Annotated in this window: 24 protein-coding genes; 17 read left to right on the top strand and 7 right to left on the bottom strand. The window is 66.0% G+C overall.

All coding sequences use genetic code 11. The annotated features are described in order from the left end of the window. Nucleotides 1–3 precede the first annotated feature (3 nt). The 10 genes from G6N09_RS01250 (at nt 4) to G6N09_RS01205 (ending at nt 9,079) form a co-directional block, all read left to right on the top strand. The gene (locus G6N09_RS01250; protein WP_083027923.1) at nt 4–969 is read left to right on the top strand and encodes an ACP phosphodiesterase PptH; all 966 of its coding nucleotides are present in this window, start codon (nt 4–6) and stop codon (nt 967–969) included. Beyond that, the gene (gene pptT / locus G6N09_RS01245) at nt 966–1,625 is read left to right on the top strand and encodes a 4'-phosphopantetheinyl transferase PptT (RefSeq protein WP_083027922.1); all 660 of its coding nucleotides are present in this window, start codon (nt 966–968) and stop codon (nt 1,623–1,625) included. Before G6N09_RS01250 ends, pptT begins: the two co-directional genes overlap by 4 nt. Further along, nucleotides 1,622–2,509 carry a tRNA pseudouridine(55) synthase TruB gene (gene truB, locus G6N09_RS01240; RefSeq protein ID WP_083027921.1) on the top strand — a complete coding sequence of 296 codons (888 nt, stop codon included), beginning with the start codon at nt 1,622–1,624 and terminating at the stop codon, nt 2,507–2,509. Before pptT ends, truB begins: the two co-directional genes overlap by 4 nt. 7 nt (nt 2,510–2,516) lie before the next feature. Then, on the top strand, nt 2,517–3,494 hold the full coding sequence (locus G6N09_RS01235) for a DUF2804 domain-containing protein (RefSeq protein WP_083027920.1): 978 nt from the start codon (nt 2,517–2,519) through the stop codon (nt 3,492–3,494). Nucleotides 3,495–3,603: 109 nt separating this feature from the next. Further along, a complete protein-coding gene (locus G6N09_RS01230) occupies nt 3,604–4,239 on the top strand; it encodes a TetR/AcrR family transcriptional regulator (RefSeq protein WP_083027919.1) in 636 nt (211 codons plus the stop codon). Nucleotides 4,240–4,352: 113 nt separating this feature from the next. Then, on the top strand, nt 4,353–5,558 hold the full coding sequence (locus G6N09_RS01225) for a lipid-transfer protein (RefSeq protein WP_083027918.1): 1,206 nt from the start codon (nt 4,353–4,355) through the stop codon (nt 5,556–5,558). Between the two features lie 24 nt (nt 5,559–5,582). Beyond that, complete coding sequence (locus G6N09_RS01220; RefSeq protein WP_083027917.1) at nt 5,583–6,023, top strand: type II toxin-antitoxin system Rv0910 family toxin; 441 nt, start codon at nt 5,583–5,585, stop codon at nt 6,021–6,023. Nucleotide 6,024: 1 nt separating this feature from the next. Continuing rightward, nucleotides 6,025–6,891 (top strand): MaoC/PaaZ C-terminal domain-containing protein, encoded by an 867-nt coding sequence (locus tag G6N09_RS01215; protein ID WP_083027916.1) that lies wholly within the window; start codon nt 6,025–6,027, stop codon nt 6,889–6,891. An 11-nt stretch (nt 6,892–6,902) separates the two neighbouring features. Further along, the gene (locus G6N09_RS01210; protein ID WP_083027915.1) at nt 6,903–7,769 is read left to right on the top strand and encodes an SDR family oxidoreductase; all 867 of its coding nucleotides are present in this window, start codon (nt 6,903–6,905) and stop codon (nt 7,767–7,769) included. A 50-nt stretch (nt 7,770–7,819) separates the two neighbouring features. Further along, complete coding sequence (locus tag G6N09_RS01205; RefSeq protein ID WP_083027914.1) at nt 7,820–9,079, top strand: acyl-CoA dehydrogenase family protein; 1,260 nt, start codon at nt 7,820–7,822, stop codon at nt 9,077–9,079. A gap of 38 nt (nt 9,080–9,117) precedes the next feature. Here the strand turns inward: G6N09_RS01205 and G6N09_RS01200 are convergent, their stop codons facing one another. Further along, on the bottom strand, nt 9,118–9,549 hold the full coding sequence (locus G6N09_RS01200; protein WP_083027913.1) for a type II toxin-antitoxin system Rv0910 family toxin: 432 nt from the start codon (nt 9,547–9,549) through the stop codon (nt 9,118–9,120). A 6-nt stretch (nt 9,550–9,555) separates the two neighbouring features. Continuing rightward, nucleotides 9,556–10,254: a manganese-binding transcriptional regulator MntR gene (gene mntR, locus G6N09_RS01195; protein ID WP_083027912.1), complete on the bottom strand. Its 699-nt coding sequence runs from the start codon at nt 10,252–10,254 to the stop codon at nt 9,556–9,558. Nucleotides 10,255–10,279: 25 nt separating this feature from the next. Between mntR and G6N09_RS01190 the strand changes: the two genes are divergently transcribed. The 6 genes from G6N09_RS01190 (at nt 10,280) to G6N09_RS01165 (ending at nt 17,057) form a co-directional block, all read left to right on the top strand. Next, nucleotides 10,280–11,257, top strand: a complete 978-nt coding sequence (locus tag G6N09_RS01190; RefSeq protein ID WP_083027911.1) for a bifunctional riboflavin kinase/FAD synthetase — start codon at nt 10,280–10,282, stop codon at nt 11,255–11,257. Nucleotides 11,258–11,374: 117 nt separating this feature from the next. Further along, nucleotides 11,375–11,644 carry a 30S ribosomal protein S15 gene (gene rpsO, locus G6N09_RS01185; RefSeq protein ID WP_083027910.1) on the top strand — a complete coding sequence of 90 codons (270 nt, stop codon included), beginning with the start codon at nt 11,375–11,377 and terminating at the stop codon, nt 11,642–11,644. Between the two features lie 311 nt (nt 11,645–11,955). Next, nucleotides 11,956–14,214 (top strand): polyribonucleotide nucleotidyltransferase, encoded by a 2,259-nt coding sequence (locus G6N09_RS01180; RefSeq protein ID WP_083027909.1) that lies wholly within the window; start codon nt 11,956–11,958, stop codon nt 14,212–14,214. Then, nucleotides 14,192–15,514, top strand: a complete 1,323-nt coding sequence (locus G6N09_RS01175) for a M16 family metallopeptidase (protein ID WP_083027908.1) — start codon at nt 14,192–14,194, stop codon at nt 15,512–15,514. The genes G6N09_RS01180 and G6N09_RS01175 overlap by 23 nt, the downstream gene beginning before the upstream one ends. A 4-nt stretch (nt 15,515–15,518) precedes the next feature. Beyond that, nucleotides 15,519–16,541: a nitronate monooxygenase gene (locus G6N09_RS01170; protein WP_083027907.1), complete on the top strand. Its 1,023-nt coding sequence runs from the start codon at nt 15,519–15,521 to the stop codon at nt 16,539–16,541. Between the two features lie 30 nt (nt 16,542–16,571). Continuing rightward, nucleotides 16,572–17,057 carry an SRPBCC family protein gene (locus G6N09_RS01165; protein ID WP_083027906.1) on the top strand — a complete coding sequence of 162 codons (486 nt, stop codon included), beginning with the start codon at nt 16,572–16,574 and terminating at the stop codon, nt 17,055–17,057. Nucleotides 17,058–17,079: 22 nt separating this feature from the next. Here the strand turns inward: G6N09_RS01165 and glnA are convergent, their stop codons facing one another. The 5 genes from glnA to G6N09_RS01140 form a co-directional block, all read right to left on the bottom strand. Beyond that, a complete protein-coding gene (gene glnA, locus G6N09_RS01160; protein WP_163752612.1) occupies nt 17,080–18,516 on the bottom strand; it encodes a type I glutamate--ammonia ligase in 1,437 nt (478 codons plus the stop codon). Between the two features lie 85 nt (nt 18,517–18,601). Further along, nucleotides 18,602–18,886 (bottom strand): WXG100 family type VII secretion target, encoded by a 285-nt coding sequence (locus G6N09_RS01155; RefSeq protein WP_163752609.1) that lies wholly within the window; start codon nt 18,884–18,886, stop codon nt 18,602–18,604. Between the two features lie 19 nt (nt 18,887–18,905). After that, nucleotides 18,906–19,205, bottom strand: a complete 300-nt coding sequence (locus G6N09_RS01150; protein ID WP_083022909.1) for a WXG100 family type VII secretion target — start codon at nt 19,203–19,205, stop codon at nt 18,906–18,908. A 50-nt stretch (nt 19,206–19,255) separates the two neighbouring features. Next, nucleotides 19,256–20,422, bottom strand: a complete 1,167-nt coding sequence (locus tag G6N09_RS01145) for a PPE family protein (protein ID WP_163752606.1) — start codon at nt 20,420–20,422, stop codon at nt 19,256–19,258. Between the two features lie 19 nt (nt 20,423–20,441). Next, nucleotides 20,442–20,741, bottom strand: coding sequence for a PE family protein (locus G6N09_RS01140; RefSeq protein WP_083027990.1), 300 nt, complete (start codon nt 20,739–20,741; stop codon nt 20,442–20,444). A 272-nt stretch (nt 20,742–21,013) separates the two neighbouring features. On the opposite strand from G6N09_RS01140, the gene G6N09_RS01135 reads away from it, so the two are divergent. Beyond that, entirely contained in the window at nt 21,014–21,931 is a 918-nt protein-coding gene (locus G6N09_RS01135) for a metal-dependent hydrolase (protein ID WP_163752603.1), read from the top strand. The last annotated feature ends 31 nt before the right edge of the window (nt 21,932–21,962 follow it).

Raw genomic sequence — 21,962 nt, 5'->3', positions numbered from 1 at the left:
CTCGTGACCACCCACACGCCGAGGGCCGCTGACGGCCCCACCCTGTGGGCCATCTCCGATCTGCACACCGGGCATCTCGGCAACAAGCCGATCACCGAGGATCTGCATCCAGCCACCGGTGACGACTGGCTGATCGTTGCCGGTGACGTCGCAGAGCGCACCGACGAGATCCGTTGGGCGCTGGACCTGCTGCGCAAACGCTTCGCGAAGGTGATCTGGGTTCCGGGAAACCACGAGCTGTGGACCACCACGAAGGACCCGATGCAGGTGTTCGGCCGGTCGCGCTATGACTACCTCGTCGACATGTGCGACCAGATGGGTGTCCTCACGCCCGAGCATCCCTTCCCGGTCTGGACCGAGCAGGGCGGCCCCGCCACGATCGTGCCGATGTTCCTGCTCTACGACTACACCTTCCTGCCGGACGGAGCGTCCACCAAAGCCGAGGGCCTGGCGATCGCGCGGGAGAACAACGTGGTGGCCACCGACGAGTTCCTGCTGTCGCCCGAGCCATACGGCACCCGGGATGCGTGGTGTCGTGACCGGGTCGCGGTCACCCGAAAGCGCCTGGACGACCTGGACTGGATGACGCCGACTGTGCTGGTCAACCACTTCCCGATGGTGCGCCAGCCCTGCGATGCGCTGTTCTATCCGGAGTTCTCGCTCTGGTGCGGCACCGTCGAAACCGCCGACTGGCACACCCGCTACAACGCGACGTGTTCGGTCTACGGCCATCTGCACATCCCGCGCACCACGTACTACGACGGGGTGCGCTTCGAGGAGGTTTCGGTGGGCTATCCGCGGGAGTGGCGCCGCCGCCGGCCGCATCGATGGCTGCGACAGATCCTGCCGGAACCGCAGTACGCTCCCGGCTACCTCAACGAGTTCGGCGGGCACTTCGTCATCACCGATGAGATGCGGGAGGCCAGCGCGAAATTCACCGAGCGGCTACGCAGGCGGCAGGCACGATGAGCGGGTTGCTGGACAGGGTGCTCGACGGGGTTCCGACGGGATCGCTGGCCTGGGCCGAACGTTACGACGATCCGCCTGGACTGGCGCCGCTCCCCGAGGAGGAGCCGCTGGTCGCACGTTCGGTTGCTAAGCGCCGCAACGAGTTCGTCACCGCGCGCTACTGCGCCCGGCTGGCTCTGGAGGAGCTCGGTCAGCCGCCGGTGGCGATCCTCAAGGGGGAGAAGGGCGAACCTTCGTGGCCTGAGGGCGTGGTCGGCAGTTTGACGCACTGCGCGGGGTTCCGCGGCGCAGTGGTGGGCCGCAGCGCGGCGGTGCGATCGGTGGGGATCGACGCCGAACCGCACGACGTACTGCCCGACGGCGTGCTCAAAGCCGTCAGTCTGCCCGTCGAGCGCGACCAACTCGCGGAGTTGCCGGAAGGCCAGCACTGGGACCGAATCCTGTTCTGCGCCAAAGAGGCCACCTATAAGGCATGGTTCCCGTTGACCAGGCGGTGGCTGGGTTTCGAAGATGCGCACATCACCTTCGATCCCGACGGCACGTTTTCCTCGCGCATCCTCGTTGACCCCGTGGCGTTGTCCGGACCGCCGCTGACCGAGCTGGGTGGCCGATGGTCGGTGGCCGGTGGTCTGGTGCTGACGGCGATCGTGCTGTGAGTGCAGTGCCGGCCGGCCTGGTGATCGTCGACAAACCCGCGGGAATCACCAGCCACGACGTCGTTGCGCGGTGTCGCAGATTCTTCGGCACCCGCAAGGTGGGCCACGCCGGAACACTCGATCCGATGGCAACCGGGGTGCTGGTGATCGGCATCGAACGTGCCACCAAGATCCTGGGTTTGCTGACCACGTCGCAGAAGTCGTACGCCGCCACCATCCGCCTGGGGCAGACCACCTCGACCGAGGATGCCGAAGGTGAGGTCCTGGCGACGACACCGGCGGCGCACGTCACCGAACAGCAGATCGGTGCGGCGATCGCCGGGTTGCGTGGCGATATAGCGCAGGTGCCCTCGACGGTCAGCGCCATCAAGGTCGCCGGCAAGCGGTCCTATCAGCTGGCCAGGGAAGGCAACCCCGTCGAGCTGGCCGCCCGGCCGGTGCACATCACGCGCTTCGCGTTGCTGGCGCTACGGCGCGAAGAGCAGTTCGTGGATCTGGACGTCGAGGTGGACTGTTCAGCGGGAACCTACATCCGTGCGCTTGCCCGCGACATGGGCAACGCCCTGGAAGTCGGCGGGCATCTGACCGCATTGCGGCGAACCCGGGCCGGCAGCTTCGGGCTGGACCAGGCCCGCACCCTCGAGGAACTGGGGGAGCGTCCCGCGCTGAGCTACAGCCTCGATGATGCCTGCCTACAGACGTTTCCGCGCCGCGACCTCTCCGCCGAGGAAGCCGTCGATGCCGGCCACGGCCGGCCGCTGGCGCCCGCCGACATAGCGGGCATCTATGCGGCCACCGCTCCCGACGGCCGGGTGATCGCGCTGCTGGAGGACTCGGGACGGCGGACCAAATCGGTGGTCGTCATCCGTCCGGCGACGCTATAGTCCGCCGGTGGCCACCAACGAGTGCGAGATCACTCAGGCCGTCGATCTGTGTACCTCGACCGGGCAGCTGAACCCGGCTGCCATCGGTTGGACCCGAACTCCGCAGCACCGCTGCAACCTGCGTGGCTGGGGCCGCACGAAGCGGTGGGAGTACTGGTGTGTCACGACGCCCACCCATCTGATCGCGGTCACCGTCGCCGACCTCGACTATCTCGGGGTGAGCAACGTCTTGTTCCTGGACTATTCCGGGCGTGAGGTGAGCCGGAGTTGTCTGCACCCGGGTGGGTGGGGGATAGCGCTACCGTCGAGCCTCGGCGATGGACCGGCAACCGCTCGTGGCCTGATCGCGATCGATCTCACCACCGAGCCTGACGGCACGCGGATTCGGTTCTCCTGCAAGACCTCTGCCGGCCCGATGGCCGGCGACCTGTTTGTCACGCTGCCGCCCGAGCACGAGACGCTGGCAGTGGTGGTGCCGTGGAGCGAGAGCAGATTCCAGTACACCGCCAAGCACACCGCGCGGCCCGCTTCGGGAATCGTTCGGGTAGGAGCCCAGACCTATGACTTCGCCGGCGGGTGGGGTGTGCTCGACCACGGGCGGGGCCGCTGGCCGGCCAACATCGTATGGAACTGGGGTGCGGCCTCCGGTAGCACCGACGGACGCACGGTCGGCCTACAGCTGGGCGGCAAGTGGACAGTTGGCACCGGGAGCACCGAAAACGCGCTCTGCGTCGATGGCCGACTGAGCAAGATCGGCGCCGAGTTGGACTGGCACTACCCCGAGTACAGCGGGCCCTGGACAATCCGAACGCCCGACTCCGATCAGGTGCAGCTGACGTTCACCCCATTTCACCACCGGTCGCCATTGCCCGGCACCCATCAGTGTTTCGGGCACTACGACGGGCGCATCCGCACCGACGACGGGACCGATGTCGCCGTGACCGGTCTCCTCGGCTGGGCCGAACAGGTGCACATGGTGTGGTGAGGAGACCGCCCGAGGCAGTTACATGCCGACACGAACGTAGGTAAAGGTGTACCCGGACGTTATGCTGACGCGCGGGCCTTGTGGGAGTCGGTGAGTCGGAGGTGGTGGGATGGCGGCGAGCAATACGGCACCGGCGGTGCGGCGCACCCAGGCCGAGCGCAGCGCCGCGATGCGGACGCGGCTGCTCGACGCCACCATCGAATGCCTGGTGAACTACGGCTACTCCGGCACCACGACGCCGCGCATCGCCGAGCTGGCCGGCGTCACCCGGGGCGCCCAGATCCATCATTTCCGCTCGAAGGAAGACCTTGTCGTCGCCGCCGTCGAGCACCTCGCCCAGCAGCGCACGCAGGCCGCGATTCGTGAACTCGGCCAGGTCCGGTCGATTCCGGATCCGGTGGCAACCGCCCTGGACTTCCTTTGGGAAGCGCATCAAGGGCCGATGTTCATTGCCACGGTGGAACTTTGGGTCGCCGCCCGCACCGACCGGGTCCTCGCGCAGCACATCGAACGGGTAGAAGGCGTCGTCAACGCCACCTTGGTTGCCGCGATCGCCCAGCTGATGCCCGGGCACCCGGCGCAGAAGGCGATTCGCAACGTGGTCTACACCGCGATGGACGCGCTGCGCGGCATCCTGGTGTCAAACTTCGTCGACGACGATCCGCTGCGCGCCCGGCGACGCTGGGATCGCGCCTGCGTGCACCTGCGTCAGGTCGCCGCCGGCGTTTTGCCGCCGTCCGGCTGATTCGCAGGCCGACAACACATCACCCTCGCCCTACCGCGTCGCTCTGGACACCCTTGTAAAGATGCAGTCAGGACTGTATGTTTCTGGCCATTGGTCGGACGCGAAAGGGAACCATGGCGAACAAGGTGTACGTAATCGGCGTCGGCATGACGAAGTTCGAGAAGCCGGGCCGGCGAACCAACGACGACGGATCGGCGTGGGACTACCCCGACATGGCCCGGGAATCCGGCACCAAGGCTTTGGCCGACGCTGGGATCGACTACCGCGAGGTGGAGCAGGGCTACGTCGGTTACGTCTATGGCGAGTCCACCTCGGGGCAGCGGGCACTGTACGAGTTGGGACTGACCGGGATTCCCGTAGTCAATGTCAACAACAACTGTTCGACCGGGTCGACTGCGCTGTATCTGGCCGCCCAGGCGATCCGGGGCGGGCTGGCCGACTGCACCATCGCACTGGGCTTCGAGAAGATGCAGCCCGGCTCGCTGGGGTCCACCTACGACGACCGCGCCCAGCCGATGGAAAAGCATGTGCTCGCGCTGGCCGAGATCTCCGAAGTGCTGTTCCCCGTGGCGCCGTGGATGTTCGGCGCCGCCGGCCGCGAGCACATCAAACAACACGGTTCCACCGCCGAGCATTTCGCCAAGATCGGCTACAAGAACCACAAGCATTCGGTCAACAACCCCTACGCCCAGTTCCAGGACGAATACAGCCTCGAAGACATCCTGGGCTCGCGGATGATCTACGACCCCCTGACCAAGCTGCAATGCTCGCCGACCTCGGACGGCTCCGGAGCGGCGATCCTGGCAAGCGAAGCATTCGTCGACAAGCACGGCCTGGCCGGCCGCGCCGTCGAAATCGTCGGACAGGCGATGACCACCGACTTCGGCTCCACCTTCGACGGCAGCGCAAAGAATCTCATCGGCTACGACATGAATGTGCAAGCCGCACAGCGCGTCTACCAGCAGTCCGGCCTGGGTCCCGAAGACTTTCAAGTGATCGAGCTGCACGACTGCTTCTCGGCCAACGAACTGTTGCTCTACGAAGCGCTGGGGCTGTGCGCGCAGGGTGATGCGCCCCGGCTGATCGACGACGGCGACACCACCTACGGGGGGCGCTGGGTGGTCAATCCGTCTGGCGGACTGATCTCCAAGGGACACCCGCTGGGGGCCACCGGTTTGGCGCAGTGCTCGGAACTGACCTGGCAGCTCCGCGGTGACGCCGACAAGCGCCAGGTGCCGGATGTCACCGCCGCCCTGCAACACAACATCGGCCTCGGCGGCGCCGCCGTGGTCACCGCCTACCAGCGCGCCGAGCGCTGAGCCATCACCCGAGGAGGACGCACCATGGGACACATCGAAGCCACCAAAAGCCTCGCCGTCAGCCCGAACGCGCTGTGGGACACCATCGGCGACCTGTCCAGCTGGGACAAGTGGTTCACCATTCACGAGAAGTGGCTCACCGAGCCGCCGGCCGCTCTCACCGAAGGAACGGCACTGACCGCCAAGATCGTCATGCTCGGGATGGCGAACAAGATCGAATGGACCGTCGAGAAGGTCGACGCACCCACCAGCCTGACACTGTCGGGCACCGGCATGGCGGGCGTGAAGTGCCGCTTCGACTTCACGGTCACGCCCGATGGTGACGGCTCCCAATTCAGCGTGGCCGGCGACTTCGAGGGCGCGCTGATCAAGGGTGCGCTGGGCAAGGCGGTCGAGAAGGACGGCGCCAAGCAACTCGACAAGACCCTCGCCCAGCTCGAGGCGCTGGCGTCGGCGGCGGCCTGAGGTGGCCGACGATCTGGCATTCGACGATGCCGGGCTGGACAAATGGAGCGACGAGGACCGATTCGAGGTCACCCGCGAGCGGATCGTCGAGTACGCCGAGGCGACCAACGACCCGATCGCCGCGCACCGCGGCGGCGACCTCGCACCGCCGGTGTTCGCGATCGTGCCGGTGTTCGAGTCACTGCTGGTCCCAGCCGTCGAGGTGGCACCGGTAGAGCTGATCCCGCGGGTGGTGCACGGCGAACAGGACTTCTGGTTCCACCGGCCCATCCGACCGGGAGACAAGCTGATCTCCCGCGGCAAGATGATCGGCTACGAAGGACTGGAGAAAGGCACCCGCGCGGCGATTCTGCTCGAATGCCGCACCGAGGAAGGCGAACTGGTCAACGAGCAATACGTGACCTGTTTCTTCCGCGGACACAATGCGGGCAAAAGGATCGGCGAACTCAGCCCCGGACACAAGTTCGATGACGCGCTGCGCGAGCAGGCGCCGGTGGCCAAGGTCGTCCAGCACGTCGACCACGACCAGACGTTCCGCTACGGGCCGGCCGCGGGTGATCCGATGCCGATCCACCTGGACGAGGACGTCGCCCGCGACGCCGGACTGCCGGGGATCATCGCGCACGGCCTGTGCACTATGGCGTTCACGTCCTGGGCGGTGCTCACCGAGGTGGCCGGCTCAGATGTCAGCCGGCTACGGCGGTTGGCAGTGCGGTTCTCCAAGATGGTGCTGCCCGGCGACGACCTGGAGACCCGGATCTGGACCAGCGGTCGCGGCGACGGCGCCACGACGTACGCATTCGAGACCGCGCGTGTAGGCGCCGGCGAAATGGCGATCACCGACGGCCTGGCCGTCATCGCCGACTGAAGGGAACATCAATGGGTGTACTAGAAGGCCGTGTCGCCGTCATCACCGGCGCCGGCCGAGGAATCGGGCGGGAGCACGCGCTGCTCTTCGCGGCCGAAGGGGCTGCGGTGGTGGTCAACGACTTGGGCGGAAGCAATGCCGGTGAGGGTGCTGACGCCACCACCGCGCAGCAGGTCGTCGACGAGATCGTGGCGGCCGGCGGGCGGGCGGTGGCCAACACCGACAGCGTCTCCGAGTGGTCCTGCGCGCAAGGGCTTGTCCAGCAGGCCATCGACGAGTTCGGTCGGCTGGATGTGTTGGTGAACAACGCCGGAATCTTGCGGGACGCGTTCATCCCGGGCATGGAAGAGGCGCAGTGGGATGCCGTGGTCGAGGTGCACCTCAAGGGGCACTTCGCGATGCTGCACCACGCCGCGTCCTACTGGAAGGCGCAGTCCAAGGCAGGGGATCAGCCCAACGCCGCCGTGATCAACACCGCCTCGGGTTCCGGGGTTACGCTGCCCAACGCCGGGCAGGCGAACTACGGCGCGGCCAAGGCCGGGATCGCCGCACTGACCCTGATCGCCGCCGAGGAACTGGACCGCTACGGGGTGCGGGTCAACGCCATCGCCCCAATCGCCCGTACGCGACTCACCTTGGCGACTCCCGGCATGGGCGCATTGATGGCAGAACCGGAGGACGGGGAGTTGGACCTGTTCAGTCCGGCCAACATTTCACCGCTGGTGGCCTACCTGGCTACCGAGAAGTGTCCGATCACCGGCGCGGTGTATGCGGTGCAGGGTGGTGCCATCTCGCGGCTGGCCGGCTGGCACGACACCGACACTATTGAGACCGAAGGCATCTGGCAGATCGACGACATCGCGGCGAGGTTGCCATAGCCGCCGGCGACGATGCAGAACGAAGTGATGCTGAGGAGACGGAGTAAAAGATGATCGAGTGGTCCGACACCGACGAACTCATCCGGGACAGCGTCCGGGAATTCATCGACCGGGAGGTTCGGCCGAACCTCGACGCATTGGAGAGCGGCGAACTGCCGCCGTATCCGATCCTGCGGAAGCTGTTCGCCGACTTCGGGATCGACGTGCTCGCGGCCGAAGCCATCAAAAGCCGACTGGAGAAGGCGCACGCGAGGCAGACCGCCGAAGGCGAGAGCAGGCCGGCGGCGTCGTCGGAAGGCGGCTTCGGCGATCTGGGCGCTCAGGCCTCGATGGGATTGATCCTGGTCAGCGAACTCGCGGGCGTCAGCTTGGGATTGGTCGCCGCGGTCGGCGTCAGTCTCGGCCTGGGAGCAGCCACGATCATGTCGCGCGGCACCCTGGCGCAGCAGGAGCGCTGGTTGCCGGAGCTGGTCACCCTGGAAAAGATCGCCGCCTGGGCGATCACCGAGCCGGATGCGGGTTCCGACGCGTTCGGCGGGATGAAGACCTATGTCCGGCGCGACGGTGACGACTACATCCTCAACGGCCAGAAGACGTTCATCACCAACGGTCCCTACGCCGACACTCTCATCGTCTACGCCAAGCTCGTCGAAGAGACGGCACAGGACGGCGCCGATCCGCGCACCCGCAAGGTGCTCACCTTCGTCCTCGACGCCGGCATGCCGGGCCTGACCCAGGGCAAGCCGTTCAAGAAGATGGGCATGCACTCCTCGCCGACCGGTGAGTTGTTCTTCGACGACGTGCGGCTGGGCCGCGACCGGCTGCTAGGCGAGACCGAAGAGCACACCGGCGGCGACGGGCGTGACAGTGCCCGGGCCAACTTCGTCGCCGAACGGGTCGGGGTCGCCGCACTGGCGCTGGGGATCATCAACGAGTGCCACCGGCTCTGCGTCGAGTACGCCAAGAGTCGCACCCTGTGGGGCCGCAACATCGGCCAATTCCAGCTGATCCAACTCAAGCTGGCCAAGATGGAGGTGGCCCGGATCAACGTGCAGAACATGGTGTTCCAGACGCTGGAGAAGGCCAAGCACGGCAAGATCCCGACGCTGGCCGAGGCATCGGCGATAAAGCTGTACTCCTCGGAGGTGGCCACCGAGGTCGCGATGGAGGCGGTGCAACTGTTCGGCGGCAACGGCTACATGACCGAGTACCGGGTGGAACAGCTGGCCCGGGACGCCAAATCGCTGATGATCTACGCCGGCAGCAACGAGGTCCAGGTCACCCACATCGCCAAGGGTCTGCTCGGGTGACTGCCGGCTGTTCCCCGGCATGGCGGCCGGTCGCTATCTCAGGTGTAGAGCGATTCGAATTGTTTGATTGAGCGCTCGATGTCGCCCTTGACCGCACGTACGGCAGCGGTGCCGATCGGCCCGAACAGCGGCCGCCCGCCCAGGTCCATCCGCAGCACGAACGTCGATCCTGCCTCAGCGGGACGGATACCCAACGTCAGTGCGTACTTGGTGCCGCCTACGCCGTCCCCAGTCAGTTCCAGCAGAGCTGGGGGTTCGACTTTGCGGACTGTCCAGGTGACCCGATTGCGCATCCCCTTGGCGCCTGCCACCCCGACCAATGTCGCACCGGCGGTGAGCTCGGCCGGGATGTCGCAGCGCCACCCCTGGTGCAGGGACAGCCAATCGCCCAACTTGGCGAGATCCGACGCATGGGTCCAGGCTTCGTCCGGCGGCAATGACAGCTCACGGGACAGCTCAAGTTTTGCCATGGGAGCTCAGACCACCCAAATCGCCTGGGCGGCTGGGCTGCCCAGATCGAAGGTTGCCTGAGCGCGATCGGAGCCTTCGGGTGCGTCCAGAGCCACCGAGATGATTCCGGCGAAGTCGCGGCGCGTCAGCACCCGCAATCGTGCGTCGAGGCTGATGCCCACCTGGGCGAAGTAACGCAGCATCTCGGGGTCGTTGTCGGAGATGCGGGCCACAGTGCCGGTCTCACCGTCGGCACACGCCCACAGCTGCCGGGCCGGGGGCGTGGGCACCTGACCATCGGGCGCCGGGATCGGGTCGCCGTGTGGGTCGCGCTGCGGGTAACCGAGCTTGGCGTCGATCCGCGCGACCATTCTGTCGGAGACGGCGTGCTCGAGGACTTCGGCCTCGTCGTGCACCTCGTCCCAGCCGTAGCCGAGTTCGCGCACCAGAAACGTCTCGATCAGACGGTGTCGGCGCACCATCGCCAGGGCTGCCCGTCGCCCCTCATCGGTGAGGGTCACCGCCCCGTATTTCTCGTGGTCTACCAGGCCCGCGTCCGCCAGTTTCCGGATCGACTCCGAGGCGGTGCTTGCGGACACGCCGATCTTCTCCGCCAGCATTTTGGTGCTGACCCTGTCGGGTGACCATTCCTGGGCGGTCCAGATGACTTTCAGATAGTCCTGGGCGACGCTACTCAGCCCATCCGACTGCTCCCAAGGGCTCACAACCCGACAGTTTAGGCTTGTCCTCGTGCAGCGGTGGCGGGGGCAGGATGAGATCCCCACAGACTGGGGCAGGTGCGTGCTCACCATCGGCGTTTTCGATGGTGTGCATCGAGGGCATGCGGAGTTGATCACCCATGCGGTGAAGGCCGGGCAGGCGCGTGGCGTGCCGACGGTGCTGATGACCTTCGATCCGCATCCGATGGAGGTCGTCTACCCCGGCAATCATCCGGCGCAGCTCACCACGCTGGCGCGACGGGCCGAGCTGGTGGAGCAGTTCGGCATCGACGTGTTCTTGGTGATTCCCTTCACGCCCGACTTCATGAAGCTCACACCCGACCGCTACATCCACCAGCTGCTGGTCGAGCACCTGCACGTGGTGGAAGTGGTCGTGGGCGAGAACTTCACCTTCGGGCGTAAAGCAGCCGGCAATGTCGAGACGCTGCGTCGGGCCGGGGAGCAGTTCGGCTTCGGGGTCGAATCGGTCTCGTTGGTGGCCGAGCGCGCCGATGCCGTGCAGTCGGTCACCTTCTCCTCGACCTATATCCGGTCTTGCGTGGACGCCGGCGATGTGTCCGCGGCGGCCGAGGCGCTGGGGCGGCCTCACCGGGTCGAAGGGCTGGTGGTGCGCGGCGACGGCCGTGGACGAGGGCTGGGCTTCCCGACCGCCAATGTCGCGCCGTCAGCATTTGCGGCGATTCCGGCCGATGGGGTGTACGCCGCCTGGTTCACCGTGCTCGGGCACGGCCAAGTTCCCGGCACTGTCGTTGCAGGTCAGCGTTGTCGGGCCGCGGTGTCGGTGGGCACCAATCCGACCTTCTCCGGGCGCGCGCGGACCGTCGAGGCGTTCGTGATCGACGAAACGGCCGATCTGTACGGACAGCGAGTCGCTGTCGACTTCGTCAGCCGCATCCGGGGGCAGGAGAAGTTCGACTCGGTGGCCGACCTGGTCGCGGTGATGAACACCGACGTCGAGAAGACGCGCGGCCTGCTCCCCGGTGAGTGATCGCCCGCGCGATTGGGACGACCGCCAGCTGCGCTGCTAGAGTTGCGCCTCGGTGCGCTGCAGTCCGCGGTGGCCACTGAGGTTGATATTCGCGGTACCGATTGATGGAGATTTGTTGTGGCGCTGACCGTCGAGCAGAAAAAAGAGATCCTGGCCAGCTACGGCCTGCACGAGACCGACACCGGATCGCCTGAGGCTCAGGTAGCGATGCTGACCAAGCGGATCGTCGACCTCACCGAGCACCTCAAGCAGCACAAGCACGACCACCACTCGCGGCGCGGACTGCTGCTGCTGGTCGGTCGGCGCCGTCGTCTGCTCAAGTACCTGACCGCGACCGATGTGGCGCGTTACCGCTCGCTGATCGAGCGCCTCGGCCTGCGTCGCTGACGACGAATCAGGGTCGGCAGCAGTCGCTGCCTGTTAGAGTGAAACCGTTCCGGGCCTACCAGGTCCGGACGTCGGTGTGGCCCGTGCAGCCGCGTGGGCCACTCCGGCACGTCACGACGAGACACGTTCGTCTGCGATCAGCCAGACCTCGAGTCGGGCGGTCTTCGGTAGTGGCAGCCGGGTCTGAAAGCACGTTTCAAAAAGATCCGGCCGCTTCGATCGACGACCGTAGCCGCATCCAGGTCCTTCGCTGACGCACGTCTGACGTTGCAAAACAGCTGAATGAACCAGGAAAGGCCATACGGCTTTTTATGTCTGCAATTGAAATTGAAGAAGGCGTATTCGAAGCCACCGCTGTCATCGACAACGGCAGCTTCGGCACGCGCACCATCCGCTTCGAGACCGGCCGGCTGGCTCAACAAGCCGCCGGCAGTGTCGTCGCCTACCTCGACGACGAAACCATGTTGTTGTCGGCGACCACCGCCAGCAAGGCCCCCAAGGACCACTTCGACTTCTTCCCGCTCACTGTCGATGTCGAAGAGCGCATGTACGCGGCCGGTCGTATCCCCGGCTCGTTCTTCCGTCGTGAGGGCCGGCCGTCCACCGACGCGATCCTGACCTGCCGTCTGACCGACCGCCCGCTGCGCCCGTCGTTCGTCGACGGCCTGCGCAACGAGGTGCAGGTCGTGGTGACCGTGCTGAGCCTGAACCCGAACGACCTGTACGACGTGGTGGCGATCAACGCCGCGTCGGCCTCCACCCAGCTCGCCGGCCTGCCGTTCTCCGGCCCGGTCGGTGCCGCGCGGGTGGCGCTGATCGACGGCACCTGGGTGGCGTTCCCCACCGTCGAGCAGCTGAAGGGCGCGGCCTTCGACATGGTGCTGGCGGGGCGCACCCTCGAAGACGGTGACGTCGCGATCATGATGGTTGAGGCTGAGGCCACCGAGAACGTCATCGAGCTGATCCAAGCCGGCGCCCAGGCGCCGACCGAGACGGTGGTGGCCGAGGGCCTGGAGGCTGCCAAGCCGTTCATCGCGGCGCTGTGCAAGGCCCAGCAGGAGCTGGCCGACGCTGCTGCCCGCCCGACCGCCGACTACCCGCTGTTCCCGCCCTACGGTGAGGACGTCTACTACTCGGTGGCCTCGGTCGCGACCGACGAGCTGGCGAAGGCACTGACCATCGCGGGCAAGGCCGAGCGTGACGAGCGCACCGAGGAGATCAAGGCCGAGGTCGTCCAGCGTCTTGCGCAGACCTACGAGGGCCGCGAGAAGGAAATCAGTGCCGCCTACCGCAGCCTGACCAAGAAGCTGGTACGCCAGCGCATCCTGACCGACCACTTCCGCATCGACGGTCGCGGTATCACCGACATCCGGGCATTGTCGGCTGAGGTAGCGATCGTGCCGCGGGCGCACGGCAGCGCACTGTTCGAGCGCGGTGAGACCCAGATCATGGGTGTGACCACGCTGGACATGGTGAAGATGGCGCAGCAGATCGACTCGCTGGGACCGGAGAAGTCCAAGCGCTACATGCACCACTACAACTTCCCGCCGTACTCGACCGGTGAGACCGGCCGGGTCGGTTCGCCCAAGCGTCGCGAAATCGGGCACGGCGCCCTGGCCGAGCGAGCCCTGGTTCCGGTGCTGCCGAGCGTCGAGGAGTTCCCCTACGCCATCCGTCAGGTCTCGGAAGCGTTGAGCTCCAACGGATCGACCTCCATGGGGTCGGTCTGCGCCTCCACGCTGGCATTGCTCAACGCCGGTGTGCCGCTGAAGGCTCCGGTCGCCGGTATCGCAATGGGTCTGGTCTCCGATGACGTCGAGGTCGACGGCAAGACCGAGCGCCGGTTCGTCGCGCTCACCGACATCCTGGGTGCCGAGGACGCGTTCGGTGACATGGACTTCAAGGTCGCCGGCACCAAGGACTTCGTCACCGCCCTGCAGCTGGACACCAAGCTCGACGGAATCCCGTCCTCGGTTCTGGCGGGGGCGCTGGCTCAGGCCAAGGACGCGCGTCTGACCATCCTCGAGGTGATGGCCGAGGCCATCGACGCCCCCGACGAGATGAGCCCGTACGCGCCGCGCGTCACCGCCATCAAGGTGCCGGTAGACAAGATCGGCGAGGTGATCGGGCCCAAGGGCAAGATGATCAACTCGATCACCGAGCAGACCGGTGCCTCGATCTCGATCGAGGACGACGGCACCGTGTTCGTCGGCGCCACCGACGGCCCCTCTGCGCAGGCGGCGATCGACATGATCAACGCGATCGCCAACCCGCAGCTGCCGAAGATCGGCGAGCGGTTCCTGGGCACGGTGGTCAAGACCACCGACTTCGGCGCCTTCGTGTCGCTGCTGCCGGGCCGGGATGGGCTGGTGCACATCTCCAAGCTCGGTAAGGGCAAGCGGGTGTCCAAGGTCGAAGACGTGGTGAAGGTGGGCGACAAGCTGCGCGTGGAGATCGCTGACATCGACAACCGCGGCAAGATCTCGCTGGTGCCAGTGGACGACGCAGCGGACGCGACCCAAGAAGCGGGTTCCGCTGAGCCTGCCGATGCCGCGCCCGCCCAGAGCTGACACGCCGGCGCCCACGCGCGCCACACTGAGACGCACCACCCTGCCGGGCGGACTGCGGGTGGTCACCGAGTACCTCCCTGCGGTTCGTTCGGCGTCGGTGGGCGTCTGGGTCGGAGTCGGATCGCGTGACGAGGGCGCCACGGTGGCCGGGGCGGCGCACTTCCTTGAGCACCTGTTGTTCAAGGCCACCCCGAGCCGCACAGCGGCCGGCATCGCCCAGGCGATGGACGCCGTCGGGGGTGAGCTCAATGCCTTCACCGGCAAAGAGCACACCTGCTACTACGCCCACGTGCTCGACACCGATCTCGAGCTGGCCGTCGCGTTGGTGAGTGACGTCGTCCTCAATGGCTCTTGCGCGGCCGCCGATGTCGATCTTGAGCGTGACGTCGTTCTCGAAGAACTCGCCATGCGCGACGACGATCCCGAGGACGCGCTGGGCGATGTGTTCTTGTCGACGCTGTTCGGCGACCACCCGATCGGACGCCCAGTGATCGGGAACGTCGAATCGGTCTCATCGATGACTCGCGCACAGTTGCGGTCATTTCACCAGCGCCGATACACACCCGAGCGCATGGTGGTGGCCGTCGCGGGCAATATCGACCACAGCACCGTCGTGGCGTTGGTGCGAGAACACTTCGGGCATCGCCTGGTTCGAGGTCGAGAGCCTGCCGCTCCGCGGCGCGGTGCCGCGCGAGTACCGGGTGTTCCCGGCCTTACCCTGGTCAACCGCGATGCCGACCAGACCCATATGTCTCTGGGGGTACGCGCTCCCGGACGCAGTTGGCAGCACCGCCAGGCGCTGGCGGTGCTCAACACCGCTCTGGGCGGTGGACTCAGTTCCCGGCTGTTCCAACAGGTCCGGGAGACCCGCGGGCTGGCCTACTCGATTTACTCGTCGGTGGACACGTTTGCCGATGCAGGAGCACTGTCGGTCTATACCGCGTGCCAACCTGACCGATTCGCCGAAGTCGCGGCCGTGACCGCCGAGGTACTCCAATCCGTGGCGCGCGACGGCATCACTGCCGACGAGTGTCGGATCGCGAAGGGGTCGCTGCGCGGCGGACTGGTATTGGGCTTGGAGGATTCCGGTTCGCGGATGAATCGTTTGGGCCGCAGTGAACTGAACTACGGGCGTCAGCGGCCCATCGCGCGCACGCTGCGGGAGCTGTCCGCAGTCACCGTCGACGAGGTCAATGCCGTTGCGCGGCGGCTGCTGAGCCAGCCATACGGAGTCGCCGTCTTGGGTCCTTACCGCTCGAAAGGGGCGCTGCCGCGTCGGCTGCGGTCGATGGCAGGCTAGGGCAATGGCGTTCCGCTTCTCCGAACTCGCAGTCCCACTGGTCGGCGCGCCGATGGCAGGCGGGCCCAGCACGCCGGCGCTGGCAGCTGCGGTATCGGAGGCGGGTGGACTGGGATTCGTGGCAGGCGGCTACCGCACAGCGCAGCAGCTAGCTGACGACATCACCTCCGCGCGCGCACTCACCACCGGACCGATCGGGGTCAATCTGTTTGTGCCCCAGCCCAGTTACGCCGACGTGGTGCTTCTCGACGATTACGCTGACCTGCTGGATCCGCTGGCCGAACACTACGGGGTGGAACTGGGGGAGCCGCGCTTTGGCGACGACGACTGCTGGCCCGAGAAACTCGACGTGGTTGCCCACCTGCGGCCCACGGTAGTGTCGTTCACCTTCGGGACACCGCCGCCCGACGACTTGGAGTGGCTGCGGGAGATGCGCATCCTGACCATGGTCACGGTGACCTCGGCCTACGAAGCCGGTGTTGCCCTGGGACACGGAGCCGAGGCGCTGGTGGTGCAGGGTCCCGGCGCCGGCGGGCACCGGGGCACTTTTGCGCCGGACGTGCGGCCGGGCACCGATTCCCTGGAACACCTGCTGGCTGAGATCGGCCGGGCTCATCCTGATGTGCCCTTGGTGGCGACCGGCGGACTCAGCACCGCGGCACAGGTAGCCGGGGTGCTGCGCAACGGTGCGGTTGCCGCTCAGGTGGGCACCGCCCTGCTCCTGGCTCACGAAGCGGGGACCAATCCGACGCATCGAGCTGCGTTGACTAATCCGGAATTCGTCAACACCACCGTCACGTGTGCCTTCTCCGGACGCTACGCACGAGGCCTGGAAAACGATTTCACCAGGGCATTCGAGGACGTGGCACCGGTGGGATACCCCGAGATCAATCACATGACCGCGCCGATCCGCGCGGCAGCGGTGACCCACGACGATCCGCACGGGACCAACCTGTGGGCGGGGACCGGGTACCGAAGTGCCCGTGCGGCTTCAGCTGCCGACATCATTGCTGCGCTGGCGCCTTAAACAGCGGTACGGCGTCGTTATGATCGCCGAATGAGTGAGACCTCCCCACCCTCAGCAACCGGCACCATGCACATTCAGGCCGCCCCCGAGGCGGTCTACGCGCTGATCACCGACCTGACCTCGCTGGCGGACTGCGCCGAGGAGACCGTTGCCATGCAGTGGCGCAAGGGCGACTCGGCGACCCCCGGAGCGAAGTTCAGCGGCGCCAACCGCAACGGCTCACACAGCTGGAATACCACCTGCACCGTCGTTGCCGCCGAGCCCGGTCGGCGGTTCGCCTTCGACGTGCGATCGTCGGTCATCCCGGTGGCCCGCTGGGCCTACGACATCGCCCCTGTCGACGGCGGCTGCCAGGTCACCGAGAGCACCTGGGATCACCGGCCCCGCTGGATTATCGGGATCAGTCGGCTGATCAGCGGCGTCTCCGATCGCAACGGCGCGAATGCCGATCACATCCGGCTCACCCTGGAACGACTCAAGGAGAAGGCGGAGCAGGGCGCCCAGTCTCTTCCGTGAGTGCCCTACTCAGCGCCCGGCCTCAGCAGTCGTAGTAGAGGGCGAATTCGTAGGGGTGGGGGCGCAGGTTGATGGGGGTGATTTCGTTGTCGCGTTTGTAGTTGATCCAGGTGTCGATGACGTCGGGGGTGAAGACGCCGCCTTCGGTGAGGTATTCGTGGTCGGCTTCGAGGTTGTCGATGACTTGGGCCAGTGAGGTGGGTGCTTGGGCGATTTGGGCGGCTTCGTCGGGGGGTAGTTCGTAGAGGTCTTTGTCGACGGGGGCGGCGGGTTCGATTTTGTTCTTGATGCCGTCGATGCCGGCCATGAGCATGGCGGAGAAGGCCAGGTAGGGGTTGCCGGAGGAGTCGGGGCAGCGGAATTCCAGGCGTTTGGCTTTGGGGTTGGTGCCGGTGATGGGGATGCGTACGCAGGCGGAGCGGTTGCGTTGGCTGTAGACGAGGTTGATGGGGGCTTCGTAGCCGGGTACGAGGCGTTTGTAGGAGTTGATGGTGGGGTTGGTGAAGGCCAGTAGTGAGGGTGCGTGGTGCAGGATGCCGCCGATGTAGTGGCGGGCGGTGTCGGACAGGCCGGCGTAGCCGGCTTCGTCGTAGAACAGGGGTGTGCCGGTTTGCCAGAGGGATTGGTGGACGTGCATGCCGGAGCCGTTGTCGCCGAAGAGGGGTTTGGGCATGAAGGTGACGGTTTTGCCGTGGGCCCAGGCGGTGTTTTTGATGAGGTATTTGAAGAGCATGAGGTCGTCGGCGGCGTGGAGCAGGGTGTTGAATTTGTAGTTGATTTCGGTTTGGCCGCCGGTGCCGACTTCGTGGTGGCCGCGTTCGACGGTGAAGCCGGCGTTGGTGAGGTTGGTGGACATGACGTCGCGGAGGTCGACGTATTGGTCGTTGGGGGCGACGGGGAAGTAGCCGCCTTTGGGGCGGACTTTGTAGCCGAGGTTGGGGGTGCCGTCGGGTTCGGTGGTGCGTCCGGTGTTCCACCAGCCTGAGGCGGCGTCGACTTTGTGGAAGGTGCCGTTGATTTGGGAGTCGAAGCTGACGGAGTCGAAGATGTAGAACTCGGCTTCGGCGCCGAAGTAGGCGGTGTCGGCGATGCCGGTGCTGGCCAGGTAGTTCTCGGCTTTGCGGGCGATGTTGCGGGGGTCGCGTGAGTAGGGCTCGCGGGTGAAGGGGTCGTGGACGAAGAAGTTGAGGTTCAGCGTCTTGGCCGCCCGGAACGGGTCGATCTGCGCGGTGGAGTAGTCGGGGAGCAGCATCATGTCGGATTCGTGGATGGACTGGAATCCGCGGATCGAAGATCCATCGAATGCCAGTCCATCCTCGAACGCGCTCGCGTCCAAGGCCGCCGCCGGAATCGACAGGTGCTGCATTACTCCGGGCAGATCGCAGAATCGGACGTCGACGTAGTCGATCTGTTCATCGGCGATCAGCTTGAGTATGTCGTCAGCAGTCTTGTCGGTCACGGTGGTGCTCTCCTTGGAACTCTGGGTGAGGAATTCGGTTGTGGTGCTAGGGAATGTCTGTCACGACGGGCGTCGCCAGCCAGGCCTAAGCCCAGCTGGAACCAATCGAGGCGTCGGTGTTGGCCATGTTGTTGCCGGCCGACTGCACCTTCTGACCATGCGAGTTCGCCTGCTGGTAGATCACCGCGAAGTTCCGGCCCAACTGCGCCACAAACTCCTGGCACGCCACCGAACCAGCGCCACCCCAGAAATCACCGGCAGCCAACACGTCATGCACGATCGCCTGGTGCTCCGCCTCCAACGACGCCGCCTGAGCACGAATCAACGCACCGTGAGCATCCACATCACCGAACTGGTAGTTAATCGACATCTGCAGTCTCCTTCTCGCTCTAGCTGCCCGACAGGATCTGCTGCGACGCAGCTTCCTGCTGCTCATAGTGGTTCGCGTCCCGAATCAACCCATCGCGCACACCATGCAGCATGTTCACAATGTTGCGAAACGCCGTCTGCATCTGACCCATGGTGTCCATCGACGTACGCTCCGCCAGACCACCCCAACCCGCACCGGAAATGTTCGTCGACGACGCCCACATCCGACGAGCCTCGTCCTCCACGGTCTGCGCATGCACATCAAAACGACCCGCCATCGAACGCATCGCGTCCGGGTCAGTCATAAAACGTGTAGCCACTGTCTTGTCTCCTTGTTGTGAAATTGATGTCTACAGATTGGGTGGCTCGCTCACCACATGGTTGATCGTCTTCCCTTGACGGCCTTTCGCTTGGCTTCCTCGACCGACTTGTTCTCCCGGTACTGACCGTTCGCGCCACGGCCGCCCATCGCCATCAACGGTGCGCCGCCGAACAGGGGCATCCCACCGAGCATCCCGCCGCCGAATCCTTCTGCGGCCACCACACTGGGTGCATCGACTTCAGCTGCTGCCAAACGCATCTCCGGGGCGGCAGTGGCCCAGGCCTTGGGCACCGACAAGCCGCTGACCGACTGTGCGCTGCCCACGGAGGCCGAGGTGGCCGAGGCCAGGCCCGCCGAGGCAGGTGCGGCCAACGTCGGTGCCAGGCCGAGAGGTACGCCCGCCGCGATGGACATCGGCGATGCCGCTTCCAAGCCGAAGGGGGACGGAAGTGCGGCGCCGGCAATCAAGTATTCGGGGATGAAGGCCGCAATGATGGTGAGGCTCAGTGCAGTTCCAATCGGAGAGGCTCCCCAGGCCCCGAGATCGGCGAGAATGTCGGCGATGACCGGGGGAATGGTCGATTGCGCCGCGCCCGGCAACACCTCCATCGCTCCGTTGACCGCCGCTTGTGCGGCCCCTTGCCCGAGGGCCTGGGCGGTGGCTGCCTCCTGCGCCGCGGTTCCCGCGGGGTTGGCGGTCTGCGGTGGAGGCCCGAACGGTGCCATCTGCGACGCCGCCTCCGCGGCCACCGAGTAGCTGAGCATCGCGGTGGCATCTTGCGCCCACATCTCGGCGTACATGGCCTCGGTCGCGGCGATGGCCGGGGCGTTCTGGCCGAAGAAGTTGGTCGCGACCAGCGTCGCCAGCTGCGCCCTGTTGGCGGTGATCACCGGTGGCGGCACCGTCATCGAGAACGCTGCCGCGTGGGCAGCGGCCGCGGCCTTGGCCTGTGCGCCGGCCTGCTCGGCCTGCGCCCCGGTGGCGGTGAGCCACGTGATGTACGGCGCGGCGGCGGCTGCCATGCGCGTCGACGAGACGCCCTGCCACCCTCCGCTGGTAAGGCCAGAGATAATCGACTGGTAGTTGGCGGCGGTGAGGTGCAGTTCGGCGGCTAGTTCATCCCAGGCTGCCCCTGCGGCCAGGAGTGACCCCGCGCCCGGCCCGGCGTACATACGTCCGGAGTTGACCTCCGGCGGAAGCATTGCGAAATCCATGTGTCTACGCCTTCTGTCGTCAACCGGCCGCGAGGGCGTTGGCGGCCTCAGCGGCCGCATAGGAGTTACTGCTGGAGGCAAGAGTGGCGACAAACATCTCGTGAATCGCCGTGGCTTGAGCGCTGACCTGCTGATACATCAGCGCGTGTGCGGCAAATTTCGCCGCGGTCATCGCCGAGACCTCGTCGGCGGAGGGAGGGACAACGCCGGTGGTGGGAGCTTGAGCTGCCGTGTTCTGGGCTGCGAGTGCGAGGCCGGTACCGCCCAGACTGTCGGCTGCCGTCCTGAGTTCTTCGGTCTGTGCGGCTAGGAAACTCAATGGGCTTCTCCTCATAAATTGGCCGGCTGGGGACGCCGGCTGGGGACGCACTTGAGGTTTCCTGTCAGTTGCCTTGGAGTACAAGCTGGTTAACAGTCTCTTAAACGGGGGACCGAGAATGTAACCGTGACGCAACAGAGCGCGCACTTCGTAACTTCGACGTAACAGCACGAGCCGGTGGCCGCGAGCGGAACCGAGCGTCTTGCGCCCCCGACTGTGGGCCGTCGACCCTCTTGACATTTGACGTATATTTGTCCAAAAAGGAGGCCCGGATGCTCAGCGTCGACGACACCGCGGCAGGCCCGCACTCACCCGAACAGGGGGTGCTGGACCACGAGCGCATCGTCCTGCAGGCCCGCGACGTCGGATTCGACTGGTCGGACCTCCCGGTGCACTATGTGCCCGGGGAGCCCTTCGTCACCCACTTCTGCGACGTGCTGCACCTGCTGCTGCCCGCCGGCGAGGAGTTCTTCGTCGAGGTGTTCAAGCAGGCACTTCCGCTGATCAAAGACGACCAGCTGCGGCTCGACGTCCAGGGATTCATCGGCCAGGAAGCCATGCACTCCCAGGCGCACACCGCCGTCGTGGACCAGCTGGCCGCCCGCGGCGTGGACATGTCGCCGTTCACCGCGCAGATCACCTGGCTGTTCGGCAAGTTGCTGGGCGACCGGCCGAACTGGAGCAAACGTCGTCAACAGCGCTGGCTGTTGGAACGAATCGCGCTGGTGGCCGCTGTCGAGCACTACACCGCGATTCTGGGGGAGTGGATCTTGGACAGCCCCGCCTTGGACGAGATCGGGGCGCATCCGGTGATGCTGGACATGTTGCGTTGGCATGGAGCCGAAGAGGTCGAGCACAAGGCCGTCGCATTCGACGTGATGAAGCACCTGCGGGCCGGATTCCTCCGGCAGGTCCGCACCCAGCTGGCCGTCACACCTCTCATGCTGCTGATGTGGGTGCGCGGACTCCGCTACATGTACAAGGTGGACCCCCAGCTGCCGGCCGGCACCAAGCCACGCTGGCGAGACTGGTTCATCGCGGCGCGTCGTGGGCTCGTGCCCTCGCCCTTCGAATTCCTGCCGGCCATCGCGTCCTACTACCGTCCCGGTTTCCACCCGGCCCAACTCGGCGGCGTGGAGAAGGCGGTCAACTACCTGGCCGTTTCCCCGGCTGCCCGCGCCACACACTGACGCAGTACCGCGGCCGAACAACAAGGAGTGC

The organism is Mycolicibacter minnesotensis (assembly GCF_010731755.1).
Lineage (GTDB): Bacteria > Actinomycetota > Actinomycetes > Mycobacteriales > Mycobacteriaceae > Mycobacterium > Mycobacterium minnesotense.
The sequence above is the reverse complement of the archived record's forward strand: the minus strand, read 5'-3'. Positions and strand labels throughout refer to the sequence as shown.